Raw genomic sequence first — 25,160 nt, 5'->3', positions numbered from 1 at the left:
TATCGCTCACATCGGCGCGGCAACCAGAGGACGAGCCAGAGAAAACCCTGTGGTCAGTCCACAGTGCGCGTGGTCGCCTCGACCCACCGTGCCAGGACCCCGGCTGCGGCACCCTCGTCGATCGCGGCGGCGGCCCGCGCGCACGCCGCGGCGAGACGCTCGACGATCGGGTACTGCACCTGCGTGGCGTCGCGGAACAGCTCGTACGAGACGATGCCCGCGGCCGCGTTCAGCAGGACGATGTCGCGCACGGGACCCTTCTGCCCGTCGAGCACACGGCGGACGACCTCGGCGTTGTGGTGCGCGTCGCCGCCCAGGAGGTCGGAGATGTCGGCGAGCGGGATGCCGAGGTCGCGCGGGTCGAGATCGTGTTCGTGGATGTCGCCGCGGCTGATCTCCCACACCCGGCTGTGCCCGGTCGTCGTCAGCTCGTCCAGCCCGTCGTCGCCGCGGAAGACGAGAGCCGTCGCGCCGCGCGTCTGGAACACGCCGGTGATGAGCGGCACGCGGTCCAGCGCCGCCACGCCGACGGCGTTCGCCTCGGCGCGGGCGGGGTTGCAGAGGGGCCCGAGGAAATTGAAGACGGTGGGGACGCCGAGCTCGGCGCGCGTCGGGCCCGCGTGACGGAACCCCGGGTGGAAGGCCGACGCGAATGCGAACGTGATGCCGGCCTCGGCCAGCACGTCCGCCACCCGCTCCGGCGGCAGCGTCAGGTCGATCCCGAGCGCGGCCAGCACATCGGAAGATCCGGATGCCGAGCTGGCGGCGCGATTGCCGTGCTTGACGACGGGGATGCCGGTGGCTGCGGCGACGATGGCCGACATCGTCGACACGTTCACCGTGCCGAATCGGTCGCCGCCCGTTCCCACGATGTCGAGGACGTCCGCCGGCACCGGAAGCGGCAGTGCCGCCTCGAGGATGGCGTCGCGGAACCCGACGATCTCGTCGACCGTCTCGCCCTTCGCCCGCAGCGCGAGGAGGAATCCGCCCAGCTGGGAGGGGGTCGCGGAGCCCTGCATCACCTGCCGCATGGCCCACGTCGATTCCGACACACTGAGGTCGCGCCGGTCGAGAACGGCCGTGAGGATCTCGGGCCAGGAATAGAGCTCCACCATGAGCCCCGATCCTATCGGCACTCTGTCAGGGAACTCCCGGCGCGCGCGAAGCGCCCTCCGATCCCTCCGAAAGTCGAACGCACCTTCAGTGATGCGAAAACCCGGCCCGGAATCAGCCATAATGGGGAGCGTGACGACCACTCCAGCGACCTATTCCCAAGCCTTGCGTTCCGTCAAGCGGCCGGATCCGGTCGCCGTCGGCACCATCGTGTGGCTCGGCAGCGAGGTCATGTTCTTCGCGGGTCTGTTCGCGATCTACTTCACGCTGCGCAACGCCTCCCCCGACCTGTGGGCCGAGAGCACCGGAGACCTCAACGTGCCGTTCGCGGCCGTGAACACGGGGATCCTGGTGCTGTCGTCGTTCACCGCCCAGGCCGGCGTGTTCGCCGCCGAGCGCTTCCAGCCCTACCGCCGCGGCTCGTTCTGGCAGTTCCGTCAGTGGGGCATGGTCGAGTGGTTCTTCCTCACCTTCCTCATGGGAGCCGTGTTCGTCTCCGGCCAGGTCTGGGAGTACGCGACGCTCGTCGCCGAGGGTCTGCCGATCAGCGCGAACTCGTACGCGTCGGCCTTCTACATCACCACCGGTTTCCACGCGCTGCACGTGACGGGCGGTCTGCTGGCCTTCCTCCTCGTCATCGGGCGCGCCTACGCCGTCAAGAACTTCGGACGCAAGGAGATGACGTCCGCGATCGTCGTCTCCTACTACTGGCACTTCGTCGACGTGGTGTGGATCGTCCTGTTCTTCGTCATCTACGTCGTCAAGTGAGAGCGGAGCTGAGTTCCTCCATGGCATCCAAGACCACCCGCCCGAAGACCGGTCGTCGCAGCAAGTGGGCTGCCGCCGCGCTCATCGGCATCGGCCTGCTCGTCACCGGCGGCGTCTATGCCGGCGCCTCCGCGGCGATGGCCTCGACCGAGCCGGCGTCGGCATCCACGACGCTGACGGTCGACGACGGCAAGAAGCTGTTCCAGGCCAACTGCGCCACGTGCCACGGCCTGAACATGGAGGGGACGGCCGACGGCCCGTCGCTCTACGGCGTCGGTGAGCTCGCCGTCGAGTTCCAGATGTCGACCGGTCGCATGCCCCTGCAGATGCAGGGCCCCCAGGCGCCGCAGAAGCCGGCCCAGTTCACCGAGGACCAGATCCGCGCGATCGCCGCGTGGGTCCAGTCGGTCGCTCCCGGCCCGACCTATCCCGACGAGCGGATCCTCGACGGCCAGGGCGACGTCGCCAACGGCGCCGAGCTGTTCCGCATCAACTGCGCGATGTGCCACAACGTCGCCGCGGCCGGCGGTGCGCTCACCGAGGGCAAGTACGCCCCGGCCCTCACCAAGACCAGCCCGCTGCACATCTACGCCGCGATGGTCACCGGCCCGCAGAACATGCCGGTCTTCAACAACATGACCATCACCGACGACGAGAAGCGCGACATCATCTCCTCGCTGATGTACCTGCAGGAGAACGAGTCGGCCGGCGGCTTCAACCTCGGCTCGCTCGGCCCGGTCTCGGAGGGTCTGTTCATCTGGATCTTCGGCATCGGCGCCCTCATCGGCATCACCGTGTGGATCACGGCGAAGTCGAACTGATCGGGCATACGTGGACAACGGCACTGACGTAGGGAACGGACGAGACATGGCACACGAGGAAGACGCACTCGAGCACGAGAGGGCTTCATGGAAGCCCTCCCCCGGGCTCGCCGTCGCCGTCCCCGACCCCGTGCAGAACCCGGGCCTCCCGCCTCACCGGGAGCGCATCACCGACAAGGATCCGGCCGCGATGCAGCGCGCCGTCCGCACGGTCTACACCCTGTTCTACCTCTCGCTCGCGGGGAGCATCTGGGCGGTCGCCGCCTACATGCTGTTCCCGATCGAGAGCGGCCGGATCATCGACATCCGCCACAACAACCTCTTCATCGGTCTGGGCATCGCGCTCGCGCTGCTGGCCATCGGCATCGGCGCGATCCACTGGTCCAAGGCCGTGATGAGCGACAAGGAGTACATCGAGCCTCGCCACGCGACGCGCGGCCGCGACGTCACCCGCGAAGGCGCCGTCCAGGCGTTCCGCGAGGCGAACGAGGAGTCCGGCTTCGGGCGTCGCACCGCCATCCGCGGTTCGCTGATCGCCGCCCTCGTGGCCTCCGTGCTCCCCGGCATCACGCTCTTCCGCGGCCTCGCTCCCGAGTCCAGCACGGCGCACCCGGATGCCGGTGACCCGGTGGCCCTGCTGAGCCACACCATGTGGAAGAAGGGCGAGCGCCTCGCCCACGACCCGACGGGCGAGCCGATCCGCGCCGCCGACCTGACGCTGGGCTCGGCCGTGCACGTGATCCCGCAGTCGCTCGCAGACCTGAGCCACCACGACGGCTACCTCGAGCAGAAGGCCAAGGCGATCGTCCTGCTCATGCGTCTGCTGCCCGAGCAGCTCGTCGAGGCCGAGGACCGCAAGGACTGGTCGTACAACGGCATCGTCGCGTACTCCAAGGTCTGCACGCACGTCGGCTGCCCCGTGGCCCTCTACGAGCAGCAGACCCACCACCTCCTCTGCCCGTGCCACCAGTCGCAGTTCGATGTGACGCACGGTGCCGCGGTCATCTTCGGCCCGGCGGCCCGCCCGCTGCCGCAGCTGCCCATCGCGGTGGATGCGGAGGGCTACCTCGTCGCGCAGAGCGACTTCACCGAACCCGTCGGCCCGAGCTTCTGGGAGCGCCATTGAGCACCGCGACTGTCACCGAGACAGGCCCTGACACCAGCCAGCCCCAGGCGACCCGCGACGCGACGCCGCTGGGCGGCCGTTTCGTGGCCGGCGCGGCGAACTACATCGACGAGCGCACGAGCATCTCGGGTCTCGTCAAGGAGCTCGGCCGCAAGATCTTCCCCGACCACTGGTCGTTCATGCTCGGCGAGATCGCGCTGTGGAGCTTCGTCGTCGTGCTGCTGTCCGGCACGTTCCTGACGTTCTTCTTCCAGGCCTCGATGGTCGAGACCCACTACAACGGCGCCTTCCTGCCGCTGCGCGGCGTCGAGATGTCGGCGGCGCTGGATTCGACGCTGCGCCTGTCGTTCGACATCCGCGGTGGCCTGCTGGTGCGCCAGATCCACCACTGGGCGGCCCTGGTGTTCGTGGCGGGCATCGGCGTGCACATGCTGCGCGTGTTCTTCACCGGCGCCTTCCGCAAGCCGCGCGAGCTGAACTGGCTCATCGGTTTCGTCCTCTTCATCCTCGCGATGGCCGAGGGCTTCACCGGGTACTCGCTGCCGGACGACCTGCTCTCGGGCAACGGCCTGCGCATCATCGACGGCATGGTCAAGGGCATCCCCGTCATCGGCACGTGGACCTCGTTCCTGCTCTTCGGCGGCGAGTTCCCCGGCACGCAGATCGTCGGCCGCCTGTACACGCTGCACATCCTGCTCCTGCCGGCCATCCTGGTCGCCCTGCTGGCGGTGCACCTCATGCTCATGATCGTGAACAAGCACACCCAGTTCGCCGGCCCCGGTCGCACGAACAGCAACGTCGTCGGCTACCCGATGATGCCGGTGTACATGTCCAAGATGGGCGGCTTCTTCTTCATCACGTTCGGTGTGATCGTCCTGATCGCGTCGCTGTTCACGATCAACCCGATCTGGAACTACGGACCGTACGACCCGTCGCCGGTCTCCGCCGGCACCCAGCCCGACTGGTACATCGGCTTCGCCGACGGCGCGCTGCGTCTGGTGCCCCCGCACCTCGAGGCCGTGTTCTGGGACCGCACCTGGTCGTTCAACATCCTGATCCCGCTGGTCACCCTCGGCCTGTTCATCGTGCTCGTCGCGATCTACCCCTTCATCGAGGCGTGGATCACGGGCGACAAGCGCGAGCACCACATCGCACAGCGTCCGCGCAACGCGGCCACCCGCACGGCGATCGGCGCCGCCGGCGTGACCTTCTACGCGGTGCTGTGGGCCGCGGCATCCTCGGACATCATCGCGACCCACTTCTGGCTCACGATGGAGGGCGTCATCCACACCCTCCAGGCGCTGCTGTTCGTCGGGCCCGTCCTCGCATACTTCATCACCAAGCGCATCTGCATCGCGCTGCAGAAGAAGGACCGCGAGATCGCGCTCCACGGGTACGAGTCCGGACGCATCGTGCGCCTTCCGGGCGGCGAGTACATCGAGGTGCACCAGCCCGTCGACCAGTACGAGGTCGTCAAGCTCGTCGACTTCGAGACGAACGAGCCGCTCGTCGTGCGTCCCAACGACCAGGGACGCATCCCGTGGCACGAGAACTTCCGCGCCTCGCTGTCGCGGTGGTTCTTCGAGGACCGCCTCTCCCCCGTCACCCAGAGTGAGCTCGAGGCGGCGCGCGCGCACCAGCACCACACGCTGGACCACATCGCCACCGAAGAGGACGCGGAGATCCAGGGCATGCACGAGCGTGCCGGAGTGCCCGACGCGCCGCACCACCCGATCGACGACGGCCACAACAGCGAGACGGCCGTGCGTCCGTCGAACGTGATCGTCCCCGATGACGAGGCGAAGGACGCGAAGGACTGACGTCCGCCGCACGCTGGCAGTCAAGCGGCGAGGAGTGACCGTTCCGGTCCTCCTCGCCGCTTCGTCGTTGCCGTAGCGTCGACGCCATGACCGATGACACCCTCGCCTACTTCTCGGCGAAGCTCGCCCACGAGACCGACCCCTCCGACGTCTACGCCGCGCAGAAGGCCGGCGAGCAGTTCGTGCTCGTCGACGTGCGCGGAGCAGAAGCCTGGGAGCAGGGTCACGCGGTCGGCGCGCTGCACATGCCCTACCGGGAGATCGAGGCGCGTGCACCCCGCGAGATCCCGCTCGACACCCCCGTCGTGGTCTACTGCTGGAGCCCGGGGTGCAACGCCGGCGCGAAAGGCGCGGTCGCGTTCGCGCGCCTCGGATACCAGGTGCGCGAGATGATCGGCGGCTACGAGTACTGGGTGCGCGAAGGACTGCCCGCCCAGGGCGCTCAGGGCCCGCTCCCCCGCGTGTTCGACGCCCAGGTCATGGTGGTGCGCCCCGCCTCCGACTGACCCGGGACGACGGCGCTCACCCGGCGAGGGTGTCGATGCCCTCCGCGAACCGATCGGCGGCGGCGCCCGCGAAGCTCGGACGCTCGCCGCGGGGTGCGCCGTTCGCGACGTCGGCGACGACGGCCGTGACGTTGTCGCGGGAGCCGGCCTGAAGGGATGCCGCGACCACCGTCTCGGCGGCCGTCTGAGGACGCGTCACGGTGCGGAGGATGTCGGCGATCGCATCGTCCGGGAGATAGTCGCTGACGCCGTCACTGCACAGCAGCCAGCGATCTCCTCGCACGGCGATGCGCTCACTGACACGGACGAGATCGGAGGGCTCACCGCGCAGGGATGCCGTGATGATGTTGCGGCGCGGGTGCGTCATCGCATCCTCTTCGCGCACGATCCCCTGGTCCACCAGCACCTGGACGAAGGAGTCGTCGCGTGTCTGACGGATGAGGTGCCCCTCGCGGAGCAGGTAGCCGCGGGAGTCGCCCGTGTGCGCGAGCAGCAGCGCCCCGCCGCGGCCGAACCACAGACCCGTGAAGGTGGTCGCCATCCCGGCCAGCGAGGGATCGCGCCGCACATGTGCACCGAGGTCCCAGTTCGCGATCCGCACGCGAGCCGTGAGCTCGTCGGCATCCTCGAGGATCGCCCCGCCCGCCACGAGCCGGTGCAGGAACGCGGCGGAGGCGAGATCGCCCGCCGGGCCCCCGCCCACGCCGTCCGCGACGCCCACGCCCCAGGAGGCGACGAAGGCGGCGTCCTGATTGGCGTCGCGGTATCCGCCGACGTCGCTGGAGACGCCGGCCCGCAGGGAGAGAGCCGTCACGGCCGACGTGGCGTCGCCGCTCAGCGCGCGAAGTACCCGCGGTAGTACTCGAACACCCAGCCCACGATCGCGATGACGAAGACGCCGAGACCGATGGGAAGGAGGAACGTGCCCACCGCGAGGCCGAGGATGCCGAGGGCCGCCGAGAAGGCGAGCACGAGCGGCCACCACGACCACGGGCTGAACTCACCCATCTCGGGGTCGCCGTCGTCGATGTCGGCCGTCAGCGAGTCCTCGGGGAGCTCGCCGCCCTGGGCGCGGTGCACCCGGTCGACGTAGAAGCCGATCATCGCCGCCATGAAGACCGTGAACAGCAGCGCGACGCTGCCGACCCACTCGATCGCGTGGAACCACGGACGATCGGAGTGCTCGATGATGTTCCACCCCGTGTAGAGGGCGAAGCAGAGCAGGAAGAACCCGGAGAGGATCCACCAGAGGTTGACGTTGGTCTTCACTTACTTGACCTTCCCCTCGGCCACGTCGACGACGGGCGCATCGGGCGCGTCCTTCGCCGGTCCCACGCCCACGGGCAACGCGGCCTCGGGGTGGTTGAGGTCGAACGCGGGACGCTCGCTGCGGATCCGCGGGATCGACGTGAAGTTGTGACGCGGCGGCGGGCAGCTGGTGGCCCACTCGAGCGAGCCGCCGTAGCCCCACGGGTCGTTCACGGTCACGCGCGGCGCCTTGCGGGAGGTCAGCCACACGTTGAGGAAGAACGGGATCATCGACGCACCGAGGATCATGGCGCCGATGGTGGACACCTGGTTCTGCCACGTCCAGCCGTCGGCGGCCGAGTAGTCGGCGTAGCGGCGGACCATGCCGTCGACGCCCAGCCAGTGCTGGATGAGGAAGGTCATGTGGAAGCCGATGAACAGCATCCAGAAGTGCACCATGCCGAGCCGCTCGTTGAGCATGCGACCCGTCCACTTCGGCCACCAGAAGTAGAAGCCGGCGAACATCGCGAACACGACCGTGCCGAAGACGACGTAGTGGAAGTGGGCGACGACGAAGTACGAGTCGGAGAGGTGGAAGTCCAGCGGCGGCGAGGCGAGGATGACGCCGGTGAGGCCACCGAAGACGAACGAGACGAGGAAGCCGAGCGAGAACACCATGGGCGTCTCGAACGTGACCGAGCCGCGCCAGAGCGTGCCGATCCAGTTGAAGATCTTCACGCCGGTGGGAACCGCGATCAGCATCGTCATCAGCGCGAAGAAGGGCAGGAGCACGGAACCCGTGACGTACATGTGGTGAGCCCACACCGACACCGACAGGGCCGCGATCGCGATCGTCGCGTAGACCAGGGTCTTGTATCCGAAGATCGGCTTGCGGCTGAACACCGGGAAGATCTCGGAGACGATGCCGAAGAACGGCAGGGCGATGATGTACACCTCGGGGTGGCCGAAGAACCAGAAGAGGTGCTGCCACAGGAGCACGCCGCCGTTGGCCGGGTCGTAGATGTGCGCACCGAGCACGCGGTCGGCCGCGGCCGCCAGGATCGCCGCGGCGAGCACCGGGAAGGCCATCAGAATCAGGATGCTGGTGACCAGCGTGTTCCACGAGAAGATCGGCAGACGCCACATCGTCATGCCGGGCGCGCGCATCGTGATGATCGTCGTGATGAAGTTCACGGCGCCGAGGATCGTGCCGAAGCCGGACATGCCGAGCCCCAGCATCCAGAGGTTTCCTCCGGCACCCGGGGAGAACGTCGCGCCGGCGAGCGGCTGGTAGGCGAACCATCCGAAGGCGGCGGCGCCCTGCGGCGTGAGGAAGCCCGCGACGGCGATGACCGAACCGAAGATGAACAGCCACAGCGCGAAGGCGTTCAGACGCGGGAAGGCCACGTCGGGGGCACCGATCTGCAGCGGCAGGATCGCGTTGGCGAAGCCCGCGAACAGGGGCGTCGCGAACATCAGCAGCATGATCGTGCCGTGCATCGTGAAGAGCTGGTTGTACTGCTCCTTCGTGGGAAGGATCTGCATGCCCGGCTCGAACAGCTCCGCGCGGATGATGAGGGCCATCACGCCGCCGAGGAGGAAGAAGATCACCGAGGCGATGAGGTACATGTACCCGATCGTCTTGTGGTCAGTGGAGGTGATCCACTTGACGATGATGTTGCCCTTCTGCTCCACGCGGGTCGAGCTCATGAGCGCGGCCTGACGCGGGGGCAGAGTGGTCGGGCGAGAGGAGGTCTCACCCTGGAGAGGAAGCGTCGTCGCCATCAGTGTTCTCCCTCGGCTTCGGTGGAGGCGCCCGTACCCGGGAAGTTCTGGAGCCGGTCGTAGGCCTTGTTGATGTCACCGGTCTGTCCGGCAGCGCGCAGACCCGCCAGGTACTCCTGGTACTCGGCCGGCTCGACGACCTTCACCTTGAAGAGCATCATCGAGTGGTACTGGCCGCAGAGCTCGGCGCACTTGCCGTCGTACTCGCCGACACGCGTCGGCGTGAAGGACCAGTAGTTGTCCTTCCCGATGTACATGTCCTTCTTGTACAGGAAGTCGATGATCCAGAACGAGTGGATCACGTCGCGCGAGGTCAGCTTGAGCTTGACCGTCTCGTTGACCGGGAGGACGAGGGTCGGCAGTTCGCTGGTGATGTCACCCTTGGCGTCGGTCTGCGCCTGGACGCCCATGGTCCAGACGGCGTCGTCGCCGGCCTGGCAGTCGGCCGTGTCGTCGTTGTACTGGAAGTCCCACGCCCACTGCTTGCCGATCGCGGTGACGCACACGTCGGGGTTGTCGTACTGGGTCTCCAGGATCGCCTGGTCACGGGCGGTGAAGGCGAAGAAGCCGAGCACGAGGATCAGCGGGACGACCGTGTAGAAGATCTCGACCGGCATGTTGTAGCGCAGCTGCACCGGCAGACCCCGCTGGCCGCGACGGCGACGGTACGCGATGGCCGCCCATCCCATGAGGGCCCAGGTGATCACACCGACGGCGAGGAGGACGATCCACGAGTTGACCCACAGCCCCGACACCATCTCGGTGTGGTTCGTGGCCTGCGTTCCATCGTCGGTGAAACCCGGCAGGAAGCCGTTCAGCTCGGTGGGAGTGCATCCCGCGAGGGCGATCGCCGAGGCGATCCCGATCGGGATGACGGCGAGCCGGAGTCGGCGTTTGACGCGCACGGTGCACCTTTCGGGGTCATGAAGGTCGAACACCGTTCAGTCTAGGGCAACCTCCCACACGATTCAGGCCATCCGCCCAGGATGTCTGCCACTATCGGAGGGGTTTTCCCGGCCTGATCTGCGCCGACGTCAGGACTCAGTGGAAGCTGTCACCGCACGCGCAGCTGCCGGCCGCGTTGGGGTTGTCGATCGTGAAACCCTGCTCCGAGATGGTGTCCTTGAAGTCGATCGTCGCGCCGTCGAGATACGGCACCGACATGTCGTCGACGATGACCTCGACACCGTCGAAGTCGACGGCCTGGTCGCCGTCGAGGAAGCGCTCGTCGAAGTAGAGCTGGTAGATGAGGCCGGAGCAGCCGCCGGGCTGCACGGCGACGCGCAGACGCAGGTCGTCGCGTCCCTCCTGCTGCAAGAGGCTCTTGACCTTGTCGGCCGCGGCATCCGTGAGCAGCACGCCGTGGGCGGCCTCGGTGGCGGTGGCGGGGGCGTTCGTGGCGATGTCGGTCATGGCACTCTCCGGAACCTCGGTGATCGAAGCCGTGATGAGACGGCGGGTCTGCTCGATTCTACGCCGCGGGAGCCGACCGGGGCCCGGTCCGGCTCAGCCCTCCGCTGCCGTCCGGCCGTCCAGTTCCTCCAGCAGCAGCGCCTCCGACACGAGCGCGCGGCGGAACGTGTCCAGGTGCAGCGACTCATTGGGGCTGTGCGCACGCGCGTGGGGGTCCTCGACGCCGGTCACCAGGATCTCGGCGCCGGGGAACTCGCGCACCAGGTCGGCGATGAACGGGATCGACCCGCCGATGCCGATGTCGACCGGCTCGACGCCGTAGCCCTCGCGCAGGGCGGTGCGCGCCGCGGTGACCGCGGAGCCGCTCGTGTCGACGAGGAAGGCGTCGCCGCAGTCGACGTCGCGGAACGTCAGCTCCGCACCGAACGGCGCGTGCGCGCGCAGATGGGCCTCCAGCGCGGCGTACGCCTCCCGTGCGGGCTGGCCGGGGGCGACGCGCATGCTGATGACCACCGAAACCTCCGGCGCCAGCGTGTTCGACGCGTTCTTCACGCTCGGCGCGTCGATGCCGGTCACCGTGATGGACGGCTTGTTCCAGATCCGGCTGAGGATCGTCCCCCGCCCGATCGGGCACACGCCGTCGGGCAGGCCGGCCTCGTCGCGGAGCGTCTCCTCCGTGTACTCCGGCGTCGCGGCATCCCTCTCCGCCAGGCCCGCCACGGCGACGGCGCCGTCGCCGTCCCAGAGGGTCGACAGCAGCGTGATCGTCGCGAGCATCGCATCGGGCACGGCTCCGCCGAACATGCCCGAGTGCGAGGCGTGCTCGAGGGTGCGCACCGTGAGGGTGAAGCGGGCGTTGCCGCGCAACGAGACGGTGAGCGCCGGTGTGACGGCGTCCCAGTTGCCGGAATCGGCGACGACGATGACGTCGGCGCGCAGCGCGTCGGCGTTCTCGCGGAGGAACGCCGCGAACGACGCGGAGCCGGCCTCCTCCTCGCCTTCGATGAACAGGTTGACGCCGAGGTCGACGTCATCGCCCAGGACCTCCACGAGCGCGCGGAGCGCACCGACGTGGGCCATGATCCCGGCCTTGTCGTCGGCGGCGCCCCGCCCGTAGAGGCGTCCACCGCGCACCGTCGGCTCGAACGGCGCCGTCTCCCACAGCGTCTCGTCGCCCACGGGCTGCACGTCGTGGTGGGCGTAGAGCAGGATCGTGGGGCGGCCGTTGCGCGCCGCGCGGGAGGCGAGCACGGCCGGCATCCCCTCGATGCCCGTCTCGGGGACCACGGCGGTCTTGACCTCGACGCGGTCGAAGATGCCCAGGTCGTCGAGGAGCTCCTTGACGGCCTCCGCGCTGCGCGCCACCTCCGCACGATCGAAACCCGGGAAGGCGACGGAGGGGATCCGCACGAGGCGCCCCAGATCGGCGAGGGCGGCGGGGACGGCCGCTTCGGCGGCGTCGCGGACGGCGTGACGGCGGGACAGGTCCGAACTCATGCGGGTAATCTTAGGGGGCAGCTCTCGCGCATCCACGTGCGTGCGCACCACCCGTGAAGACAACGAGGATCCACATCGTGGCCAAGAACCCCGCCGCCCCCGACGCCGCCGCAGACGTCCCCACCGGTCCCGGCAAGAACCGCCCGACGCCGTCGCGCGCCGAGCGGGAGGCGGCCCGCAAGCGCCCTCTCGTCGCCGACACGAAGGAAGCGCGCGCCCGCGCGAAGGCCGAGCTCGCCACGCAGCGGGAGAAGGCGCGGATCGGCATGGCCAACGGGGAGGACCGCTATCTCCCGGCCCGCGACAAGGGCCCGCAGCGCCGGTTCGTCCGCGACGTCGTGGACGGCGGCTGGCACGCGGGCGAGCTGCTGATGCCCCTGATGCTCATCGTGATCCTGCTCAGTCTCATCCCGAACACGGCGATCGTGTACTACGGGTTCGCGGCCCTGTGGCTCTACATCCTCTTCGTCGTCATCGACATGGTGATCACCAGCATCCGGGTGAAGAAGCTCGCGCGCGCGAAGTTCGGCGACCGCATCGAGAAGGGCCTCGGCTGGTACGCGGCGATGCGCACCATCCAGATGCGCTTCATGCGTCTGCCGAAGCCGCAGGTCAAGCGCGGCGGCCGTCCCGCCTGACGTGCCGGTGCGCCCGGACCGCAGCTGGCGTCGCTGGTTCGTCGTCGCTCCGGCGCTGGCCGGGCTCGCGCTCGTCATCGTCGGCATGACGCTGGCCGCGCGGGATGCCGACGGCTTCCCGGCCTACCTCAGCGTCATCGTCGGCGGATGGGCGCTCGCCTTCGCCGCCGTCAACTCCCTGAGCGCACTCCCCCCTCGCCGGCAGTGGACGCTGCACGTGATCCTGGCCGTGTGCGCGATCGCGCTGCTGCCCACGAGCATGGCCGTGCTCGACGCGATCCGAGGCCTTCCCGAGCCGTGGCGTCGTCCAATCTTCCAGGCGGCGCTCGGCGTCCCCCCGGCCGCCGGCTGGGTGCTCGTGACGCTGCTGGGACGGGTGTCGAGTCAGATCGACCGCAGCGCATCCCGTCGGGCGCGGGCGATGGCGACGCCCGCCTGGGGCGGAGCCGACAGCCGTCCGGAGCTCACGGTCACGGCATCCCGCCTCTCCCCGCGGCGACTGACCGCCCTCATCGTGGGGGCTGTCGCGCTGGGCGGCGCACTCACGCTGACGATCGTGATCCTCGCCGAGCGGTGGGTGCTGCGCCTGCCGCCGCTGATGCTGGTCGTCCTGTTCGGCGGGCTCATCGCCCTCCCCCTCTACGCCGCGGTGCGCGCCCTCGTCAACCGCCGCCGCTCACGCCTGACCGTCCGCTGGAGCACGGGCGCGATCGAGGTGCACACGGCCGCCGGATCGCCCTGGGTGGTCCCGTTCGCGATGATCCGACGGCTCGTATGGTGCGCACGCGGCGACATGGCGCGGCTCGAGATCCACACGGCGAGCCGGAGCGAGACCTTCCTCGTCGGGATGGTGCGCCAGGATGCCGGTGCGGCGTCCGAGCTGCCGCCGTTGCAGCACCGCATGACCCGTGCGCTCGAGCAGGCGGGACTGCGCCCGCGTACCCGGCGGGAGACGGTGCGCTTCGATCGGGCGCCCGAAGGCCGGCCGAGCGTCAGCGTCGCCGACGCGCAGCCAACCCCCGGTTGATCTGACGCGCCCAGAGCGGCCCGCGATAGATGAAGCCCGTGTAGCCCTGCACGAGGTTCGCACCGGCATCCAGTCGCTCCTGCACGTCGTCCGCGGTCTCGACGCCGCCCGCCGCGATGATGCAGAAATCGTCAGGAACCGCGGCACGGACGATCCGCAGCACCTCGAGGGATCGGCGGCGCAGCGGGGCCCCGGACAGTCCTCCGGCGCCCATCGCCGCGACGGTGCGGGCATCCACGGTCAGTCCGTCCCGCGCGATGGTCGTGTTCGTGGCGACCAGTCCCGCCAGGCCGAGATCGACCGCGAGACGGGCCACGGCGGCGACCTCGTCGTCCTCGAGGTCGGGCGCGATCTTCACCAGCAGCGGCGTGGAGCCCGCGGCATCCCGCACCGCCTCGAGCAGCGGGCGGAGCGTCTCGACGGCCTGCAGGCCGCGCAGACCCGGCGTGTTCGGCGACGACACGTTGACCACGAGGTAGTCCGCCTCCCCCGCGACGAGCTTCGTGCTGGTGACGTAGTCGGCGGTGGCGTGCTCGACGTCGACGATGCGGCTCTTGCCGATGTTGGCGCCGAGGACGGTGCGCCGAGCCCGGCGCCGCGAACGCTCCAGACGCGCGGCGGCCGCCGCGGCCCCGGCGTTGTTGAAGCCCATGCGGTTGATCAGCGCGCGGTCGGGGATGAGGCGGAACAGTCGCGGGCGCGGGTTGCCGGACTGCGGGACCGTCGTGACGGTGCCCACCTCGACGTGCCCGAAGCCGAGCGCGTAGAGCCCCTCGCTCATGACGGCGTTCTTGTCGAAGCCGGCCGCGACACCGAACGGCGAATCGAAGACGCGCCCCAGCGCGGGCGTCCGCAGCACGGGGTCGGGCGCCGTCAGCGCCCGGACGATCGGCCGCAGCGGCCACACGCCGAACGCGCGGATGACGGGGATCACGAGGTGGTGGGCACGCTCGGGATCTATGTGGGCGAACACGGTGCGGAAGATGAAGGGGTACATCGGCTCCCAGCCTAGGGCTCGCGTCCCGACGTGCCGCGCGCGGGCGCCGTGTCTAGTCGGCGGCGTCGCGCGCGTGGTCGGCGCGCAGCTGGGCGATCGAGGCTTCGAAGTCCTCCAGCGAGTCGAACGCCTGGTAGACGCTGGCGAATCGCAGGTAGGCGACCTCGTCGAGATCGCGGAGGGGACCGAGGATGGTCAGCCCGATCTCGTTCGTGTCGATCTGCGACGCGCCGGTCTGGCGAACCGACTCCTCGACCGCCTGAGCGAGCACCGCGAGGTCGGCCTCGGTCACGGGGCGACCCTGGCAGGCCTTGCGCACGCCTGACATGACCTTCTCGCGACTGAACGGCTCGATGACCCCGGAGCGCTTGATGACGTTGAGGCTCGCGGTCTCGATGGTCGTGAACCGGCCGCCGCATTGCGGGCACTGCCGGCGGCGGCGGATGCTGAGTCCGTCGTCGCTCGTGCGGGAGTCGATGACGCGCGAGTCGGCGTGTCGGCAGAAGGGACAGTGCACGAGCTACTCCCCCGCCCGCACGTCGGCGAATCGGGCCGTCACGGCTTCGCCGTGCGCCGGCAGCTCCTCGGCGACCGCGAGGGCCACGATCCCGTCGTGCACGGCGCGCAGGGCCTCACGGTCGTACGCGATCACCTGCTGCGGTCGCAGGAACGTGGATGCCGACAGCCCGGCGGCGTACCGCGCCTGACCACCGGTGGGAAGGACGTGGTTACTGCCCGCGAGATAGTCGCCGAGGCTCACCGGCGAGTTCTCGCCGACGAAGACCGCTCCCGCGTTGACGAAGTCCTCGGGCCGCGGGGCGCGCAGGTGCAGCTCGAGGTGCTCGGGGGCGTAGGCGTTGCTGAACGCGGTCGCCACCGCGAGGTCGTCGACGAGGACGACGGCGGACTGGGGGCCGTTCAGCGCCACGCGCGCGCGGGCTCCGTTGCGCGTGCGCTCGACGCGCTCGGCGACCTGCGCCCGCACGCTCTCGGCGAGCTCGGGCGACCAGGTCACGAGCACCGCGGACGCCTGCTCGTCGTGCTCGGCCTGGCTGATCAGGTCGACGGCGACGAGCGCGGCATCCGCCGACTCGTCCGCGACGATGAGGATCTCCGTCGCGCCGGCCTCGGAGTCGGTGCCGACCAGGCCGCCGACGGCGCGCTTCGCGGCAGCGACGAAATTGTTGCCCGGGCCCGTCACGACATCCACGGGATCGAGTCCGATGCTCTCCACGCCGTACGCGTAGGCCCCGACGGCCCCGGCACCGCCGATCGCGTACACCTCCGTGACGCCCAGCAGCCGTGCCGCCGCCAGGATGTCGGGGTGCACCCGCCCGCCGAACTCGGCCTGCGGCGGCGACGCCAGCGCCACCTCGCCAACGCCGGCCACCTGCGCCGGGACGACGTTCATCACGACGCTCGACGGGTAGACCGCCTTCCCGCCGGGCACGTACACGCCGGCGCGCCGCACCGGTTGCCAGCGCTGCTCGACGCGTGCTCCCGGCCCCAGATCCGTCGTCGTGGGGGGCGGCACCTGCGCGGCGGAGGCGATGCGCACGCGGCGGATCGCCTCCTCGAGCGCACGCCGGACGGTCGGGTCGAGGTGCTCGAGCGCCTCGTCGAGGTGCGCGGCGGGCACCCGGATGTCGTGGTCGGTGACGCGGTCGAAGCGGGCAGCCTGGTCGCGCAGCGACGCCTCCCCGCGCTCGCGCACGTCCGCGACGATGTCGGAGGCGGCCTGCAGCGCCTCGGCGCGGGCGGCCTGTGCACGCGGCACGGCCGAGAGCAGCTGCGCGGTGGTCAGGTCGCGACCGCGCAGATCGATGGTGCGGAGCATCCGTCCAGGCTACCCGCGTGTGACGCCGGAGACGTCGGTGAGGTAGCCGATGCGTCCGTCTTCGTGGCGCACGACGTACGTGTCACCGCGATCCTCGATGACGAGCGCCCACGCCGTCGGTCCGATGCGGAACAGCGGGGCGCCGTTCTCATCGACGACGTCGCGCTCGACGGGGGCGAGAGCCCAGAACGCCTGCGACGCAGCGGGGGCGACGACGGTCTCGTCGAGGACGGTCGTCTCGGTGACGGGCTCGACGACACCGGTGGCGGTGCCCGCCGCCGCGTCGGCGCCGGTCGCCGCGGCGGCGGTCGGTGCGGCGGCGACGGCGGGACGGGCGGCCGCGGGCCGCGCGACGACGGGACGCGCCGGGCGCGCGTAGCGGTGGGCCGGAACCTCGGTCCGGTAACGGAAGTCCTCCCCGACCGTGGGCAGCAACGGCGCGAACACGGTGAGTACGACCCCGGCGAGCATGAGGATGAACTCCACCCAGACGACCCAGGTGGCCAGGAAGACGCTTCCGCCGCCGAGCGAGACGAACGAGCTCCACAGGATGCCGAGCCAGACGACGGACGAGACGGTGAAGGCCACGGAGGCGAACTGGTCGATGCCGAGCGAGCCGACGCGACGGATGCCCTGCGGCGAGAGCCGGCGCAGACCGATCAGGAAGACGGCCACGGTGGGCACGCCGATCGTCAGCACCCAGTCGATGCCCGTCCAGACCGAGGGGCCCCAGCCGCGGTTGCCGTAGCTGTAGATCGGGAAGAACGAGACGACGAACGCCACCAGCCAGATCGCGCCCAGCGAGACCTCCCGCACCGAGAAGGGACCGACGCCGTACTGCGGCGACGCGGCCTCGTCGACGCCGTCGGGCCCGTCGGTGATCGCCTGGAACGCCTCGGAGAAGGTCGCGTAAGACACGTCGGGGTCGTCGTCCGACGCCGCGGGCCGGGCAGCGGGCTGCTCGTCGGACTGCGCGGCGGGCTGCTCTGCGGGCTCCGTGGCCGGCTGCTCCGCGTGCGCGGCCGTCGGCTCGTCGTCCGGGCCGGCCGCCGCAGGGACGGAGACGGTGGCGTCCTCCGTCGCGCTGTCGTCGGCGGGGTCGGGGGTGGGCTTCTCGTCGGTCACGTGACGCATCCTTCCGGATCAGAACTCGACTGCGATCCTACTCGGACCGTCGCGGCGTCAGCCGAGACATTGCGGTCCGAGAAGGCCCTTCAGCTCACCGTAGAGATCGACGGTCACGCGCACCTGGGCGGGCACCTCGAACACCTTCGCCACGCCGCTCTTGTGGAGCTTGAGCGTCACCTCGGTGTCGCCCGGATGCCGCGAGAACACCTGGGCCAGTTCGGTGACGATCCGCTCGGTGGCGCGATGTTCCGGCATGAGGAGCACGAGCGAGCCGGTGGCGTCCACGGAGCCGAGATCGGGCGAGAACGCGGACTGACCGTGCAGGTTGAGGCCGTCGTCGCGCCGCGACACGCGCCCCCGCACGACGAGGATGCTGTCCGCCACGAGCATCGACTGGAACTCCGTGTAGGTCTTCCCCATGAACATCACGGTGACCTCACCGTCGAAGTCCTCGACGGTGATCATGCCGTACGGGTTGCCGCTCTGCTTCGCGACGCGGTGCTGCACGCTCGTCACGAGCCCGGCCACCGTCACGATGTCGCCGTCGTTGATGTCGTCGGAGGAGAGCAGATCGTGGATCGAGAGCGACGCGTGCTTCGCGAGCGGGATCTCCAGGCCGGCCAGCGGGTGATCGGAGACGTACAGGCCGAGCATCTCGCGCTCGAAGGCCAGCTTGTCCTTCTTCGTCCACTCGGGCCGCGGCGGCACCTTCGGCGGGACGACTTCCTCGGCGGCGTCGTAGAGACTGTCGAAGTCGAACCCGATGGCGCCCTGGGCCTCGTTGCGTTTGCGGTCGACGGCGGCCTCGACGGCATCCTCGTGCACCTCGAGCAGCGCGCGACGCGTGTCGCCCATCGAGTCGAAGGCGCCCGCCTTGATGAGCGACTCGACGGTGCGCTTGTTGGCGACGTGCATCGGCACCGTGTCGAGGAAGTGGTGGAAGCTCGAGAAGCCCTCCTCACCGCGCGCCTCGACGATGCCGTCGACGACGTTGGCGCCGACGTTGCGGACGGCACCGAGGCCGAAGCGGATGTCCTCGCCGACGGCCGCGAAGTAGCGGATCGACTCGCTGACGTCGGGCGGGAGCACCCGGATGCCCATGCGGCGGCACTCGTTGAGGTACACCGCCATCTTGTCCTTGGAGTCGCCGACGCTGGTCAGCAGGGCGGCCATGTACTCGGCCGGGTAGTGGGCCTTGAGATACGCCGTCCAGTACGAGACGAGTCCGTAGGCCGCGGAGTGCGCCTTGTTGAACGCGTAGTCGGAGAAGGGCAGGAGGATGTCCCACAGCGCCTGGACGGCCGCCTCGCCGTACCCGCGCTCCTTCATGCCTCCGGAGAAGCCCTCATACTGCTTGTCGAGCTCGGACTTCTTCTTCTTGCCCATGGCGCGACGCAGGATGTCGGCCTGTCCGAGCGAGAAACCCGCCACCTTCTGCGCGATCGCCATGACCTGCTCCTGATAGATGATCAGGCCGTAGGTGGTGTCGAGGATGTCGCGCAGCGGCTCCTCGAGCTCCGGGTGGATCGGGGTGATGGGCTGCTGGCCGTTCTTGCGCAGCGCGTAGTTGGTGTGCGAGTTCGCGCCCATGGGACCGGGGCGGTACAGCGCGATGACGGCCGAGATGTCCTCGAAGTTGTCGGGCTTCATCAGCCGCAGCAGCGCCCGCATCGGTCCGCCGTCGAGCTGGAAGACGCCGAGCGTGTCACCGCGGGTGAGCAGATCGTAGGCGTCGCGGTCGTCCAGAGTCAGGTGCTCGAGGTCGAGCTCCTCCCCGCGGTTCAGGCGGATGTTGTCGAGCGCGTCGGAGATGATCGTCAGGTTGCGAAGGCCCAGGAAGTCCATCTTGATCAGCCCGAGGGCCTCGCACGACGGATAGTCGAACTGGGTGACGATCTGGCCGTCCTGCTCGCGGCGCATGATCGGGATGATGTCCAGCAGCGGCTCGCTGGACATGATGACGCCCGCCGCGTGCACGCCCCACTGACGTTTCAGACCCTCCAGACCCAGCGCGCGATCGAACACCGTCTTGGCCTCGGGGTCGGTGTCGATGAGCGAGCGGAACTCGCTCGCCTCCTTGAAACGCGGGTGGGCGCTGTCGTACATGCCCGACAGCGGCATGTCCTTGCCCATCACCGCCGGAGGCATGGCCTTGGTCAGCCGCTCCCCCATGCTGAACGGGAAGCCGAGCACGCGGCCGGCATCCTTGAGGGCCTGCTTCGACTTGATGGTGCCGTAGGTGACGATCTGGGCGACGCGTTCGGAGCCGTACTTCGCGGTCACGTAGTCGATCACCTCGCCGCGGCGACGGTCATCGAAGTCGACGTCGAAGTCGGGCATGGAGACGCGGTCGGGGTTGAGGAAGCGCTCGAAGATGAGGCCGTGCTCGAGCGGGTCGAGATCGGTGATGCGCATGGCGTACGCGACCATCGACCCGGCGCCCGAGCCGCGCCCCGGACCCACGCGGATGCCGTTGTCCTTGGCCCAGTTGATGAAGTCGGCGACGACGAGGAAGTAGCCCGGGAAGCCCATCTGCAGGATGATGCCGGTCTCGTACTCGGCCTGTTTGCGGACCTTGTCGGGGATGCCGCCGGGATAGCGGTAGTGCAGCCCCGCCTCGACCTCCTTGATGAGCCAGCTGTCCTCGGTCTCGCCGGCGGGGACCGGGAAGCGCGGCATGTAGTTGGCAGAGGTGTTGAACTCGACCTCGCAGCGCTCGGCGATCAGGAGCGTGTTGTCGCACGCCTCGGGGTGATCGCGGAACAGCTGTCGCATCTCGGCGGCGGTCTTGATGTAGTAGCCGTCGCCGTCGAACTTGAACCGGTTCGGGTCGTCGAGCGTCGAGCCGGACTGGACGCAGAGCAGGGCCTCGTGCGCGTCGGCCTCGTGCTGGTGCGTGTAGTGCGAGTCGTTCGTCGCGACGAGCGGGATGTCGAGGTCCTTCGCCAGCCGGATGAGGTCGGTCATCACGCGGCGCTCGATCGAGAGGCCGTGGTCCATGATCTCGGCGAAGTAGTTCTCCTTGCCGAAGATGTCCTGGAACTCCGCCGCCGCCGCGCGCGCGGCGTCGTACTGCCCGAGTCGCAGCCGGGTCTGCACCTCGCCGGAGGGGCACCCCGTCGTGGCGATGAGCCCCTTGCCGTAGGTCTGGAGCAGCTCGCGGTCCATCCGCGGCTTGAAGTAGTAGCCCTCCATGCTCGAGAGCGAGCTGAGCCGGAAGAGGTTGTGCATGCCCTCCGTGCTCTGGCTCCACATCGTCATGTGCGTGTAGGCGCCCGAGCCCGACACGTCATCGCTCTTCTGGTCGGGCGAGCCCCACGCGACGCGCGACTTGTCGCTGCGGTGCGTGCCGGGAGTGACGTAGGCCTCCAGGCCGATGATGGGCTTGACCCCCGCCGCCTTGGCGGCGTTGTAGAACTCGAACGCGGCGAAGGTGTTGCCGTGGTCGGTCACCGCGATCGCCGGCATCCCGTACTCGGCCGCCGCCTGGGTCATGGCGCCGATCTTCGCCGCCCCGTCGAGCATCGAGTATTCGCTGTGCACGTGCAGATGAACGAAGGAGTCGGTGGCCACCCATCGAGTCTACGAACACCGCCGACATCGCCGGCGGGACGCTCGGGGCTGCGCGTCAGCTCACCTCACCCTCAACCTGAGGGTGAGAGACCTAGGCTGAGCGTATGGCCACCCCCGAGTTCGTCCTGTCCCTCCGCGAGAAGATCGGCGGCGCCCCGCTGCCGCTGGTGGGAGTGACGGCCGTCGTCTTCAAGGACGAGAAGGTGCTGCTCGGAAGACGCGCCGACAACGGCGCCTGGCAGAGCGTCTCGGGCATCGTCGACCCCGGTGAGGAGCCCGCGGACGCCGCCGTCCGGGAGTGCCGCGAAGAGGCCGGTGTCACGGTGCGCGCGACGCGGCTCGCGCTCGTGCAGCAGCTGCCCCGCATCACGTACGCCAACGGCGACCAGGTCGACTACCTCGACCTCGTGTTCCGCTGCGACTGGGTCTCGGGCGAGCCTCATCCCGCCGACGGGGAGCTCACCGAGGTCGGATGGTACGGGCTGGGCGAGCTCACCGACGTGGAGCAGGCCCACGTCCGCAAGATCGCCCTCGCCCTGGCCGAGGACGATCCGGCCGCCTTCGCGGGCGGCCGCTGACCGTCACGGCCGCCGGCGCCGGAGGACCTCCTCGCGCACCTCGCGGCGGATCACCTTGCCGACGAGCGAGCGCGGCAGTGCGTCGAACTCCACGACCGCCCGCGGCACCTTGTACGCCGCCAGATGCGCCCGCGTGAACGCGCGGATCTCGTCGGCGTCGAACACCGACCCCTCCCGCATCACGACGGCCGCCGTGACCGTCTCCGAGCCGTCCGAACGGGGGATCCCCACGGCGGCCGCGTCCGCCACATCCGGATGCAGCAGCAGCGCGTTCTCCACCTCGCTCGGGCTGATGTTGAAGCCACCGCTGATGATCAGCTCCTTGAGCCGGTCGACGACGGTCACGAATCCGTCGGCATCCACGGCCACGATGTCACCGGTGCGCAGCCATCCGCCCGCCAGGAGCGCGGTCGCCGTCTCGCCGGGCTGGTTCCAGTACCCCTGGAACACCTGCGGACCGCGCACGAGCAGCTCCCCCTCCTCACCGACCTGGAGGTCGCGTGCCGGATCGGCGGGGTCGACCACGCGGATCTCGGTGCTCGGGAACGGGACGCCGACCGTTCCGGGCCGACGCCGCGGCCCCATCGGGTTGCCGAGACTGATCGGCGACGACTCCGTCATCCCGTAGCCCTCGACGATGAGACCGCCCGTGGCCTCCTCCCACCGCAGCACCGTGGACGGCGGCAGCGACATCGCCCCCGAGATCGCGTTGCGCAGGCTCGAGAGGTCGACGCCCTCGCGCGCCGTCGCCCGGGCGAGAGCGTCGTAGATCGGCGGGACGGCGGCGAGGAAGGTCGGCGGCGTCCGCCGGATCGCGTCCAGCGTCATCCCCACATCGAAGGTCGGGAACAGCACGATGCGGGCGCCGACCGACAGCGCCGTCGTGAGGCACAGCGTGAGCCCGTAGGCGTGGAAGAGCGGGAGGACCGCGTAGAACACCTCGCGCCCCGGCACGAGGTCGGGCACCCACGCGGCGGACTGCGCCGCGTTCGAGCGCAGATTGCGGTGGGTGAGGATCGCGGCCTTCGGAGTCCCCGTGGTGCCGCTGGTGAACTGGAGTGCGGCGACGTCGTCCACGGCGGGACGGGGGTGTCGCCGCGCGAGCGGACGCGACGAGGCGAGCTCCGCCCACGTGCGCACCCCCTTCGCCCGGGGACGCGCCGAGAGTGCGTTCCGCGCGTCGCGCGCCTTCTTCACCGGCAGCCGCAGCGCCAGGCGGGTGCGGCGCGGCATCGCGTCGATCATGCGCACGGCGACGATGTGGTTCGGACGGATGTCCGCGGGGAAGTCGGCGACGGTGTCCGCCACGGCATCCCACACGACCGCCACGCGTGCGTGGTGCACCTCGAACTGGTGCCGCAGCTCCGGTGCCGTGTAGCGCGGATTGTGCTCGACGACGATCGCCCCGAGGCGCTGCACCGCGTAGAACGCGACGATGTGCTGAGGGCAGTTGGGCAGGATCAGCGCCACGCGGTCGCCGGCGACCACGCCGAGTCTGCGCAGGCCCTCCGCCGCACGCGCGACCTCACGCCCCAGGTCGCGGTACGTCGTCACGGCCCCGAAGAACTCGAGCGCGGGCCGGCTCGGATGCGTGCGGACCGCCTCGTCGAGCATGTCCGGAAGGGTCTGCGTGACGGGCTCGATCTCCGACGGCACCCCCGGCGCATAGGAGGACAACCAGGGACGTTCGGAGAGAGTCACTCCCCCAGGCTAGGCACCGGCATGTACGCCGGTCGGCATGGGACCGGCGTCCGACCCCGCGTCAGCCGCGCAGCACGTCGAGCGCGTGGGCCAGGTCGGCCGGGTAGTCGCTCGAGAACGTGACCCACTCCGTCGTGGCGGGGTGCGAGAACGACAGCTCGTGCGCGTGCAGCCACTGCCGCGACAAGCCGAGCCGCGCCGAGAGGGTGGGGTCGGCCCCGTACAGCGGATCGCCGACGCAGGGATGCCGGTGGGCCGCCATGTGCACGCGGATCTGGTGGGTGCGTCCCGTCTCGAGGTGGATCTCCAGCAGCGCGGCCGACGGGAACGCCTCGAGCGTCTCGTAGTGGGTGATCGAGTCCTTGCCGTCGGGGGTCACGGCGAACTTCCACGAGTGGGAGGGATGGCGGCCGATCGGCGCATCGATCGTGCCCGCGAGGGGGTCGGGGTGGCCCTGGACGACGGCGTGGTAGATCTTGTCGACCTCGCGCTCCTTGAAGGCCCGCTTGAGCGCGGTGTACGCGCGCTCCGTCTTGGCGACGACCATGAGGCCGCTCGTGCCGACGTCGAGGCGATGGACCACACCCTGGCGTTCGGCGGCGCCCGTCGTGGCGACCCGGAAGCCCGCCGCGGCCAGCGCGCCCAGGACCGTGGGTCCCTCCCAGCCGAGCGACGGATGCGCCGCGACGCCCGCGGGCTTGTCGACGACCACGATCTCGTCGTCGTCGTAGACGATCCCGAGGTCGGGCACCGCGAGGGGGACGATCTCCGGCTCGCGGCGGTCTTCCCACTCGAGCTCGAGCCATCCCCCGGCGCGCAGACGATCCGATTTACCGAGCGGGCGCCCGTCCATCCGCACGCCGCCGGCTTCGGCGACCTCGGCCGCGAAGGTGCGCGAGAACCCCAGCATCTTGGCGAGGGCGGCATCCACCCGGACGCCGTCGAGACCGTCGGGGATGGGAAGGGTGCGTGACGGCATCAGTCCTCGCGCAGCCCGGTGGGCGCGTCATCGGCGTCGGACGCCGCCGGCGCGGTCGCGTCGCCGCGGCGCTCACGCGTGCCGTCGAGGCGCACGCCGACGACCACGAGCAGGGCGACACCGATCATCATCGTCACGATGAACATGTCGGCCACGTTGTAGATGGCCGGGTTCATGCCGAGCCACATCCAGGGCGTGTTGATGAAGTCGACGACGTGACCGACCAGGAACCCCGGGTCGCGCAGCACGCGATCGGTGAGGTTGCCCAGGATGCCGCCGAGCAGCAGGCCGAGGACGATCGCCCAGACACGGGAGCGCACGCGCATCACCGTGAGCGAGACGATGACCAGCGCGGCGAGGGTCATCACGACGGTGAAGATCCACGTCTGACCCTCGAGGAGCGAGAACGCCGCGCCCGGATTCCTCGTCAGATAGAACTGCAGGACATCGCCCCACACCGCCACCGGTTCCTGATACGGCAGCGACGTGAGAGCCAGATGCTTGGTGAACTGGTCGGCGGCCAGCACCAGCGCCGCGAGGATCGCGACGAGGGCACCGGCCGCCGCCCTGTTCAGGGTCTTGTGCTGAGGGGACGGGTCCGTCAC

At 69.7% G+C, this 25,160-nt stretch carries 23 protein-coding genes; 8 read left to right on the top strand and 15 right to left on the bottom strand.

The window, feature by feature from the left end:
* Window positions 1-53: 53 nt before the first annotated feature.
* A complete protein-coding gene (trpD, locus tag MHO01S_RS00845) occupies window positions 54-1,115 on the bottom strand; it encodes an anthranilate phosphoribosyltransferase (RefSeq protein ID WP_060958723.1) in 1,062 nt (353 codons plus the stop codon).
* A gap of 121 nt (window positions 1,116-1,236) precedes the next feature.
* Here trpD and ctaE point away from each other — a divergent pair, with 121 nt between their 5' ends.
* From ctaE to MHO01S_RS00820, 5 genes are all read left to right on the top strand, one after another.
* Window positions 1,237-1,881 carry an aa3-type cytochrome oxidase subunit III gene (ctaE, locus tag MHO01S_RS00840; protein ID WP_060958724.1) on the top strand — a complete coding sequence of 215 codons (645 nt, stop codon included), beginning with the start codon at window positions 1,237-1,239 and terminating at the stop codon, window positions 1,879-1,881.
* Between the two features lie 20 nt (window positions 1,882-1,901).
* A complete protein-coding gene (gene qcrC, locus MHO01S_RS00835; RefSeq protein WP_060958725.1) occupies window positions 1,902-2,702 on the top strand; it encodes a cytochrome bc1 complex diheme cytochrome c subunit in 801 nt (266 codons plus the stop codon).
* Between the two features lie 46 nt (window positions 2,703-2,748).
* A complete protein-coding gene (qcrA, locus tag MHO01S_RS00830) occupies window positions 2,749-3,828 on the top strand; it encodes a cytochrome bc1 complex Rieske iron-sulfur subunit (protein ID WP_060958726.1) in 1,080 nt (359 codons plus the stop codon).
* Window positions 3,825-5,648: a cytochrome bc1 complex cytochrome b subunit gene (gene qcrB / locus MHO01S_RS00825; protein WP_060958727.1), complete on the top strand. Its 1,824-nt coding sequence runs from the start codon at window positions 3,825-3,827 to the stop codon at window positions 5,646-5,648. Before qcrA ends, qcrB begins: the two co-directional genes overlap by 4 nt.
* A gap of 86 nt (window positions 5,649-5,734) precedes the next feature.
* The gene (locus MHO01S_RS00820; protein WP_060958728.1) at window positions 5,735-6,154 is read left to right on the top strand and encodes a rhodanese-like domain-containing protein; all 420 of its coding nucleotides are present in this window, start codon (window positions 5,735-5,737) and stop codon (window positions 6,152-6,154) included.
* Window positions 6,155-6,170: 16 nt separating this feature from the next.
* Here MHO01S_RS00820 and MHO01S_RS00815 read toward each other — a convergent pair whose 3' ends face one another.
* From MHO01S_RS00815 to MHO01S_RS00790, 6 genes are all read right to left on the bottom strand, one after another.
* Window positions 6,171-6,968: a PP2C family protein-serine/threonine phosphatase gene (locus MHO01S_RS00815; protein WP_061781716.1), complete on the bottom strand. Its 798-nt coding sequence runs from the start codon at window positions 6,966-6,968 to the stop codon at window positions 6,171-6,173.
* A gap of 20 nt (window positions 6,969-6,988) precedes the next feature.
* Window positions 6,989-7,423: a cytochrome c oxidase subunit 4 gene (locus MHO01S_RS00810; RefSeq protein WP_060958730.1), complete on the bottom strand. Its 435-nt coding sequence runs from the start codon at window positions 7,421-7,423 to the stop codon at window positions 6,989-6,991.
* Window positions 7,424-9,187, bottom strand: coding sequence for an aa3-type cytochrome oxidase subunit I (gene ctaD, locus MHO01S_RS00805; RefSeq protein ID WP_060958731.1), 1,764 nt, complete (start codon window positions 9,185-9,187; stop codon window positions 7,424-7,426).
* Window positions 9,187-10,092, bottom strand: coding sequence for an aa3-type cytochrome oxidase subunit II (gene ctaC / locus MHO01S_RS00800; protein WP_060958732.1), 906 nt, complete (start codon window positions 10,090-10,092; stop codon window positions 9,187-9,189). The genes ctaD and ctaC overlap by 1 nt, the downstream gene beginning before the upstream one ends.
* A gap of 136 nt (window positions 10,093-10,228) precedes the next feature.
* Complete coding sequence (gene erpA / locus MHO01S_RS00795; RefSeq protein ID WP_060958733.1) at window positions 10,229-10,600, bottom strand: iron-sulfur cluster insertion protein ErpA; 372 nt, start codon at window positions 10,598-10,600, stop codon at window positions 10,229-10,231.
* Between the two features lie 93 nt (window positions 10,601-10,693).
* Complete coding sequence (locus MHO01S_RS00790; protein WP_061781715.1) at window positions 10,694-12,097, bottom strand: dipeptidase; 1,404 nt, start codon at window positions 12,095-12,097, stop codon at window positions 10,694-10,696.
* Window positions 12,098-12,174: 77 nt separating this feature from the next.
* Here MHO01S_RS00790 and MHO01S_RS00785 point away from each other — a divergent pair, with 77 nt between their 5' ends.
* Together MHO01S_RS00785 and MHO01S_RS00780 are read left to right on the top strand one after the other, a co-directional pair.
* A complete protein-coding gene (locus tag MHO01S_RS00785) occupies window positions 12,175-12,735 on the top strand; it encodes a DUF3043 domain-containing protein (protein ID WP_060958735.1) in 561 nt (186 codons plus the stop codon).
* A gap of 7 nt (window positions 12,736-12,742) precedes the next feature.
* On the top strand, window positions 12,743-13,762 hold the full coding sequence (locus MHO01S_RS00780; protein ID WP_174524645.1) for a hypothetical protein: 1,020 nt from the start codon (window positions 12,743-12,745) through the stop codon (window positions 13,760-13,762).
* On the opposite strand, the gene MHO01S_RS00775 is transcribed toward MHO01S_RS00780, so the two are convergent.
* Genes MHO01S_RS00775 through dnaE form a run of 5 tightly spaced genes read right to left on the bottom strand, consistent with a single transcriptional unit; the run spans window position 13,728 to window position 21,249 of the window.
* Window positions 13,728-14,759 (bottom strand): quinone-dependent dihydroorotate dehydrogenase, encoded by a 1,032-nt coding sequence (locus MHO01S_RS00775; RefSeq protein WP_060958736.1) that lies wholly within the window; start codon window positions 14,757-14,759, stop codon window positions 13,728-13,730. The genes MHO01S_RS00780 and MHO01S_RS00775 overlap by 35 nt on opposite strands.
* A 52-nt stretch (window positions 14,760-14,811) precedes the next feature.
* A complete protein-coding gene (nrdR, locus tag MHO01S_RS00770) occupies window positions 14,812-15,276 on the bottom strand; it encodes a transcriptional regulator NrdR (protein WP_060958737.1) in 465 nt (154 codons plus the stop codon).
* Window positions 15,277-15,279: 3 nt separating this feature from the next.
* Window positions 15,280-16,596: a histidinol dehydrogenase gene (gene hisD, locus MHO01S_RS00765; RefSeq protein WP_060958738.1), complete on the bottom strand. Its 1,317-nt coding sequence runs from the start codon at window positions 16,594-16,596 to the stop codon at window positions 15,280-15,282.
* Window positions 16,597-16,605: 9 nt separating this feature from the next.
* Window positions 16,606-17,721, bottom strand: coding sequence for a hypothetical protein (locus MHO01S_RS00760; protein WP_061781714.1), 1,116 nt, complete (start codon window positions 17,719-17,721; stop codon window positions 16,606-16,608).
* Window positions 17,722-17,778: 57 nt separating this feature from the next.
* Entirely contained in the window at window positions 17,779-21,249 is a 3,471-nt protein-coding gene (gene dnaE, locus MHO01S_RS00755; protein WP_231734929.1) for a DNA polymerase III subunit alpha, read from the bottom strand.
* Window positions 21,250-21,401: 152 nt separating this feature from the next.
* On the opposite strand from dnaE, the gene MHO01S_RS00750 reads away from it, so the two are divergent.
* Window positions 21,402-21,875, top strand: a complete 474-nt coding sequence (locus tag MHO01S_RS00750; protein ID WP_060958740.1) for an NUDIX hydrolase — start codon at window positions 21,402-21,404, stop codon at window positions 21,873-21,875.
* A gap of 3 nt (window positions 21,876-21,878) precedes the next feature.
* Here MHO01S_RS00750 and MHO01S_RS00745 read toward each other — a convergent pair whose 3' ends face one another.
* From MHO01S_RS00745 to MHO01S_RS00735, 3 genes are all read right to left on the bottom strand, one after another.
* Window positions 21,879-23,576 carry a long-chain-fatty-acid--CoA ligase gene (locus MHO01S_RS00745; protein WP_061781713.1) on the bottom strand — a complete coding sequence of 566 codons (1,698 nt, stop codon included), beginning with the start codon at window positions 23,574-23,576 and terminating at the stop codon, window positions 21,879-21,881.
* Between the two features lie 61 nt (window positions 23,577-23,637).
* Complete coding sequence (locus tag MHO01S_RS00740; RefSeq protein WP_061781712.1) at window positions 23,638-24,555, bottom strand: RluA family pseudouridine synthase; 918 nt, start codon at window positions 24,553-24,555, stop codon at window positions 23,638-23,640.
* A complete protein-coding gene (locus MHO01S_RS00735; RefSeq protein WP_174524644.1) occupies window positions 24,555-25,160 on the bottom strand; it encodes a signal peptidase II in 606 nt (201 codons plus the stop codon). Before MHO01S_RS00735 ends, MHO01S_RS00740 begins: the two co-directional genes overlap by 1 nt.

The sequence above is a fragment of the Microbacterium hominis NBRC 15708 genome (assembly GCF_001592125.1).
Taxonomy (GTDB): Bacteria; Actinomycetota; Actinomycetes; order Actinomycetales; family Microbacteriaceae; genus Microbacterium; species Microbacterium hominis.
The sequence above is the reverse complement of the archived record's forward strand: the minus strand, read 5'-3'. Positions and strand labels throughout refer to the sequence as shown.

Bases quoted from the DNA above. Each gene is read 5' to 3' on its own strand.
- ctaD (WP_060958731.1), bottom strand. From the start codon at position 9,187: ATGGCGACGACGCTTCCTCTCCAGGGTGAGACCTCCTCTCGCCCGACC.
- MHO01S_RS00790 (WP_061781715.1), bottom strand. From the start codon at position 12,097: ATGAGTTCGGACCTGTCCCGCCGTCACGCCGTCCGCGACGCCGCCGAA.
- MHO01S_RS00775 (WP_060958736.1), bottom strand. From the start codon at position 14,759: ATGTACCCCTTCATCTTCCGCACCGTGTTCGCCCACATAGATCCCGAG.
- qcrC (WP_060958725.1), top strand. From the start codon at position 1,902: ATGGCATCCAAGACCACCCGCCCGAAGACCGGTCGTCGCAGCAAGTGG.
- qcrA (WP_060958726.1), top strand. From the start codon at position 2,749: ATGGCACACGAGGAAGACGCACTCGAGCACGAGAGGGCTTCATGGAAG.
- MHO01S_RS00740 (WP_061781712.1), bottom strand. From the start codon at position 24,555: ATGCCGTCACGCACCCTTCCCATCCCCGACGGTCTCGACGGCGTCCGG.
- MHO01S_RS00750 (WP_060958740.1), top strand. From the start codon at position 21,402: ATGGCCACCCCCGAGTTCGTCCTGTCCCTCCGCGAGAAGATCGGCGGC.
- trpD (WP_060958723.1), bottom strand. From the start codon at position 1,115: ATGGTGGAGCTCTATTCCTGGCCCGAGATCCTCACGGCCGTTCTCGAC.
- ctaE (WP_060958724.1), top strand. From the start codon at position 1,237: ATGGGGAGCGTGACGACCACTCCAGCGACCTATTCCCAAGCCTTGCGT.
- hisD (WP_060958738.1), bottom strand. From the start codon at position 16,596: ATGCTCCGCACCATCGATCTGCGCGGTCGCGACCTGACCACCGCGCAG.
- erpA (WP_060958733.1), bottom strand. From the start codon at position 10,600: ATGACCGACATCGCCACGAACGCCCCCGCCACCGCCACCGAGGCCGCC.
- dnaE (WP_231734929.1), bottom strand. From the start codon at position 21,249: ATGCTCGACGGGGCGGCGAAGATCGGCGCCATGACCCAGGCGGCGGCC.
- MHO01S_RS00820 (WP_060958728.1), top strand. From the start codon at position 5,735: ATGACCGATGACACCCTCGCCTACTTCTCGGCGAAGCTCGCCCACGAG.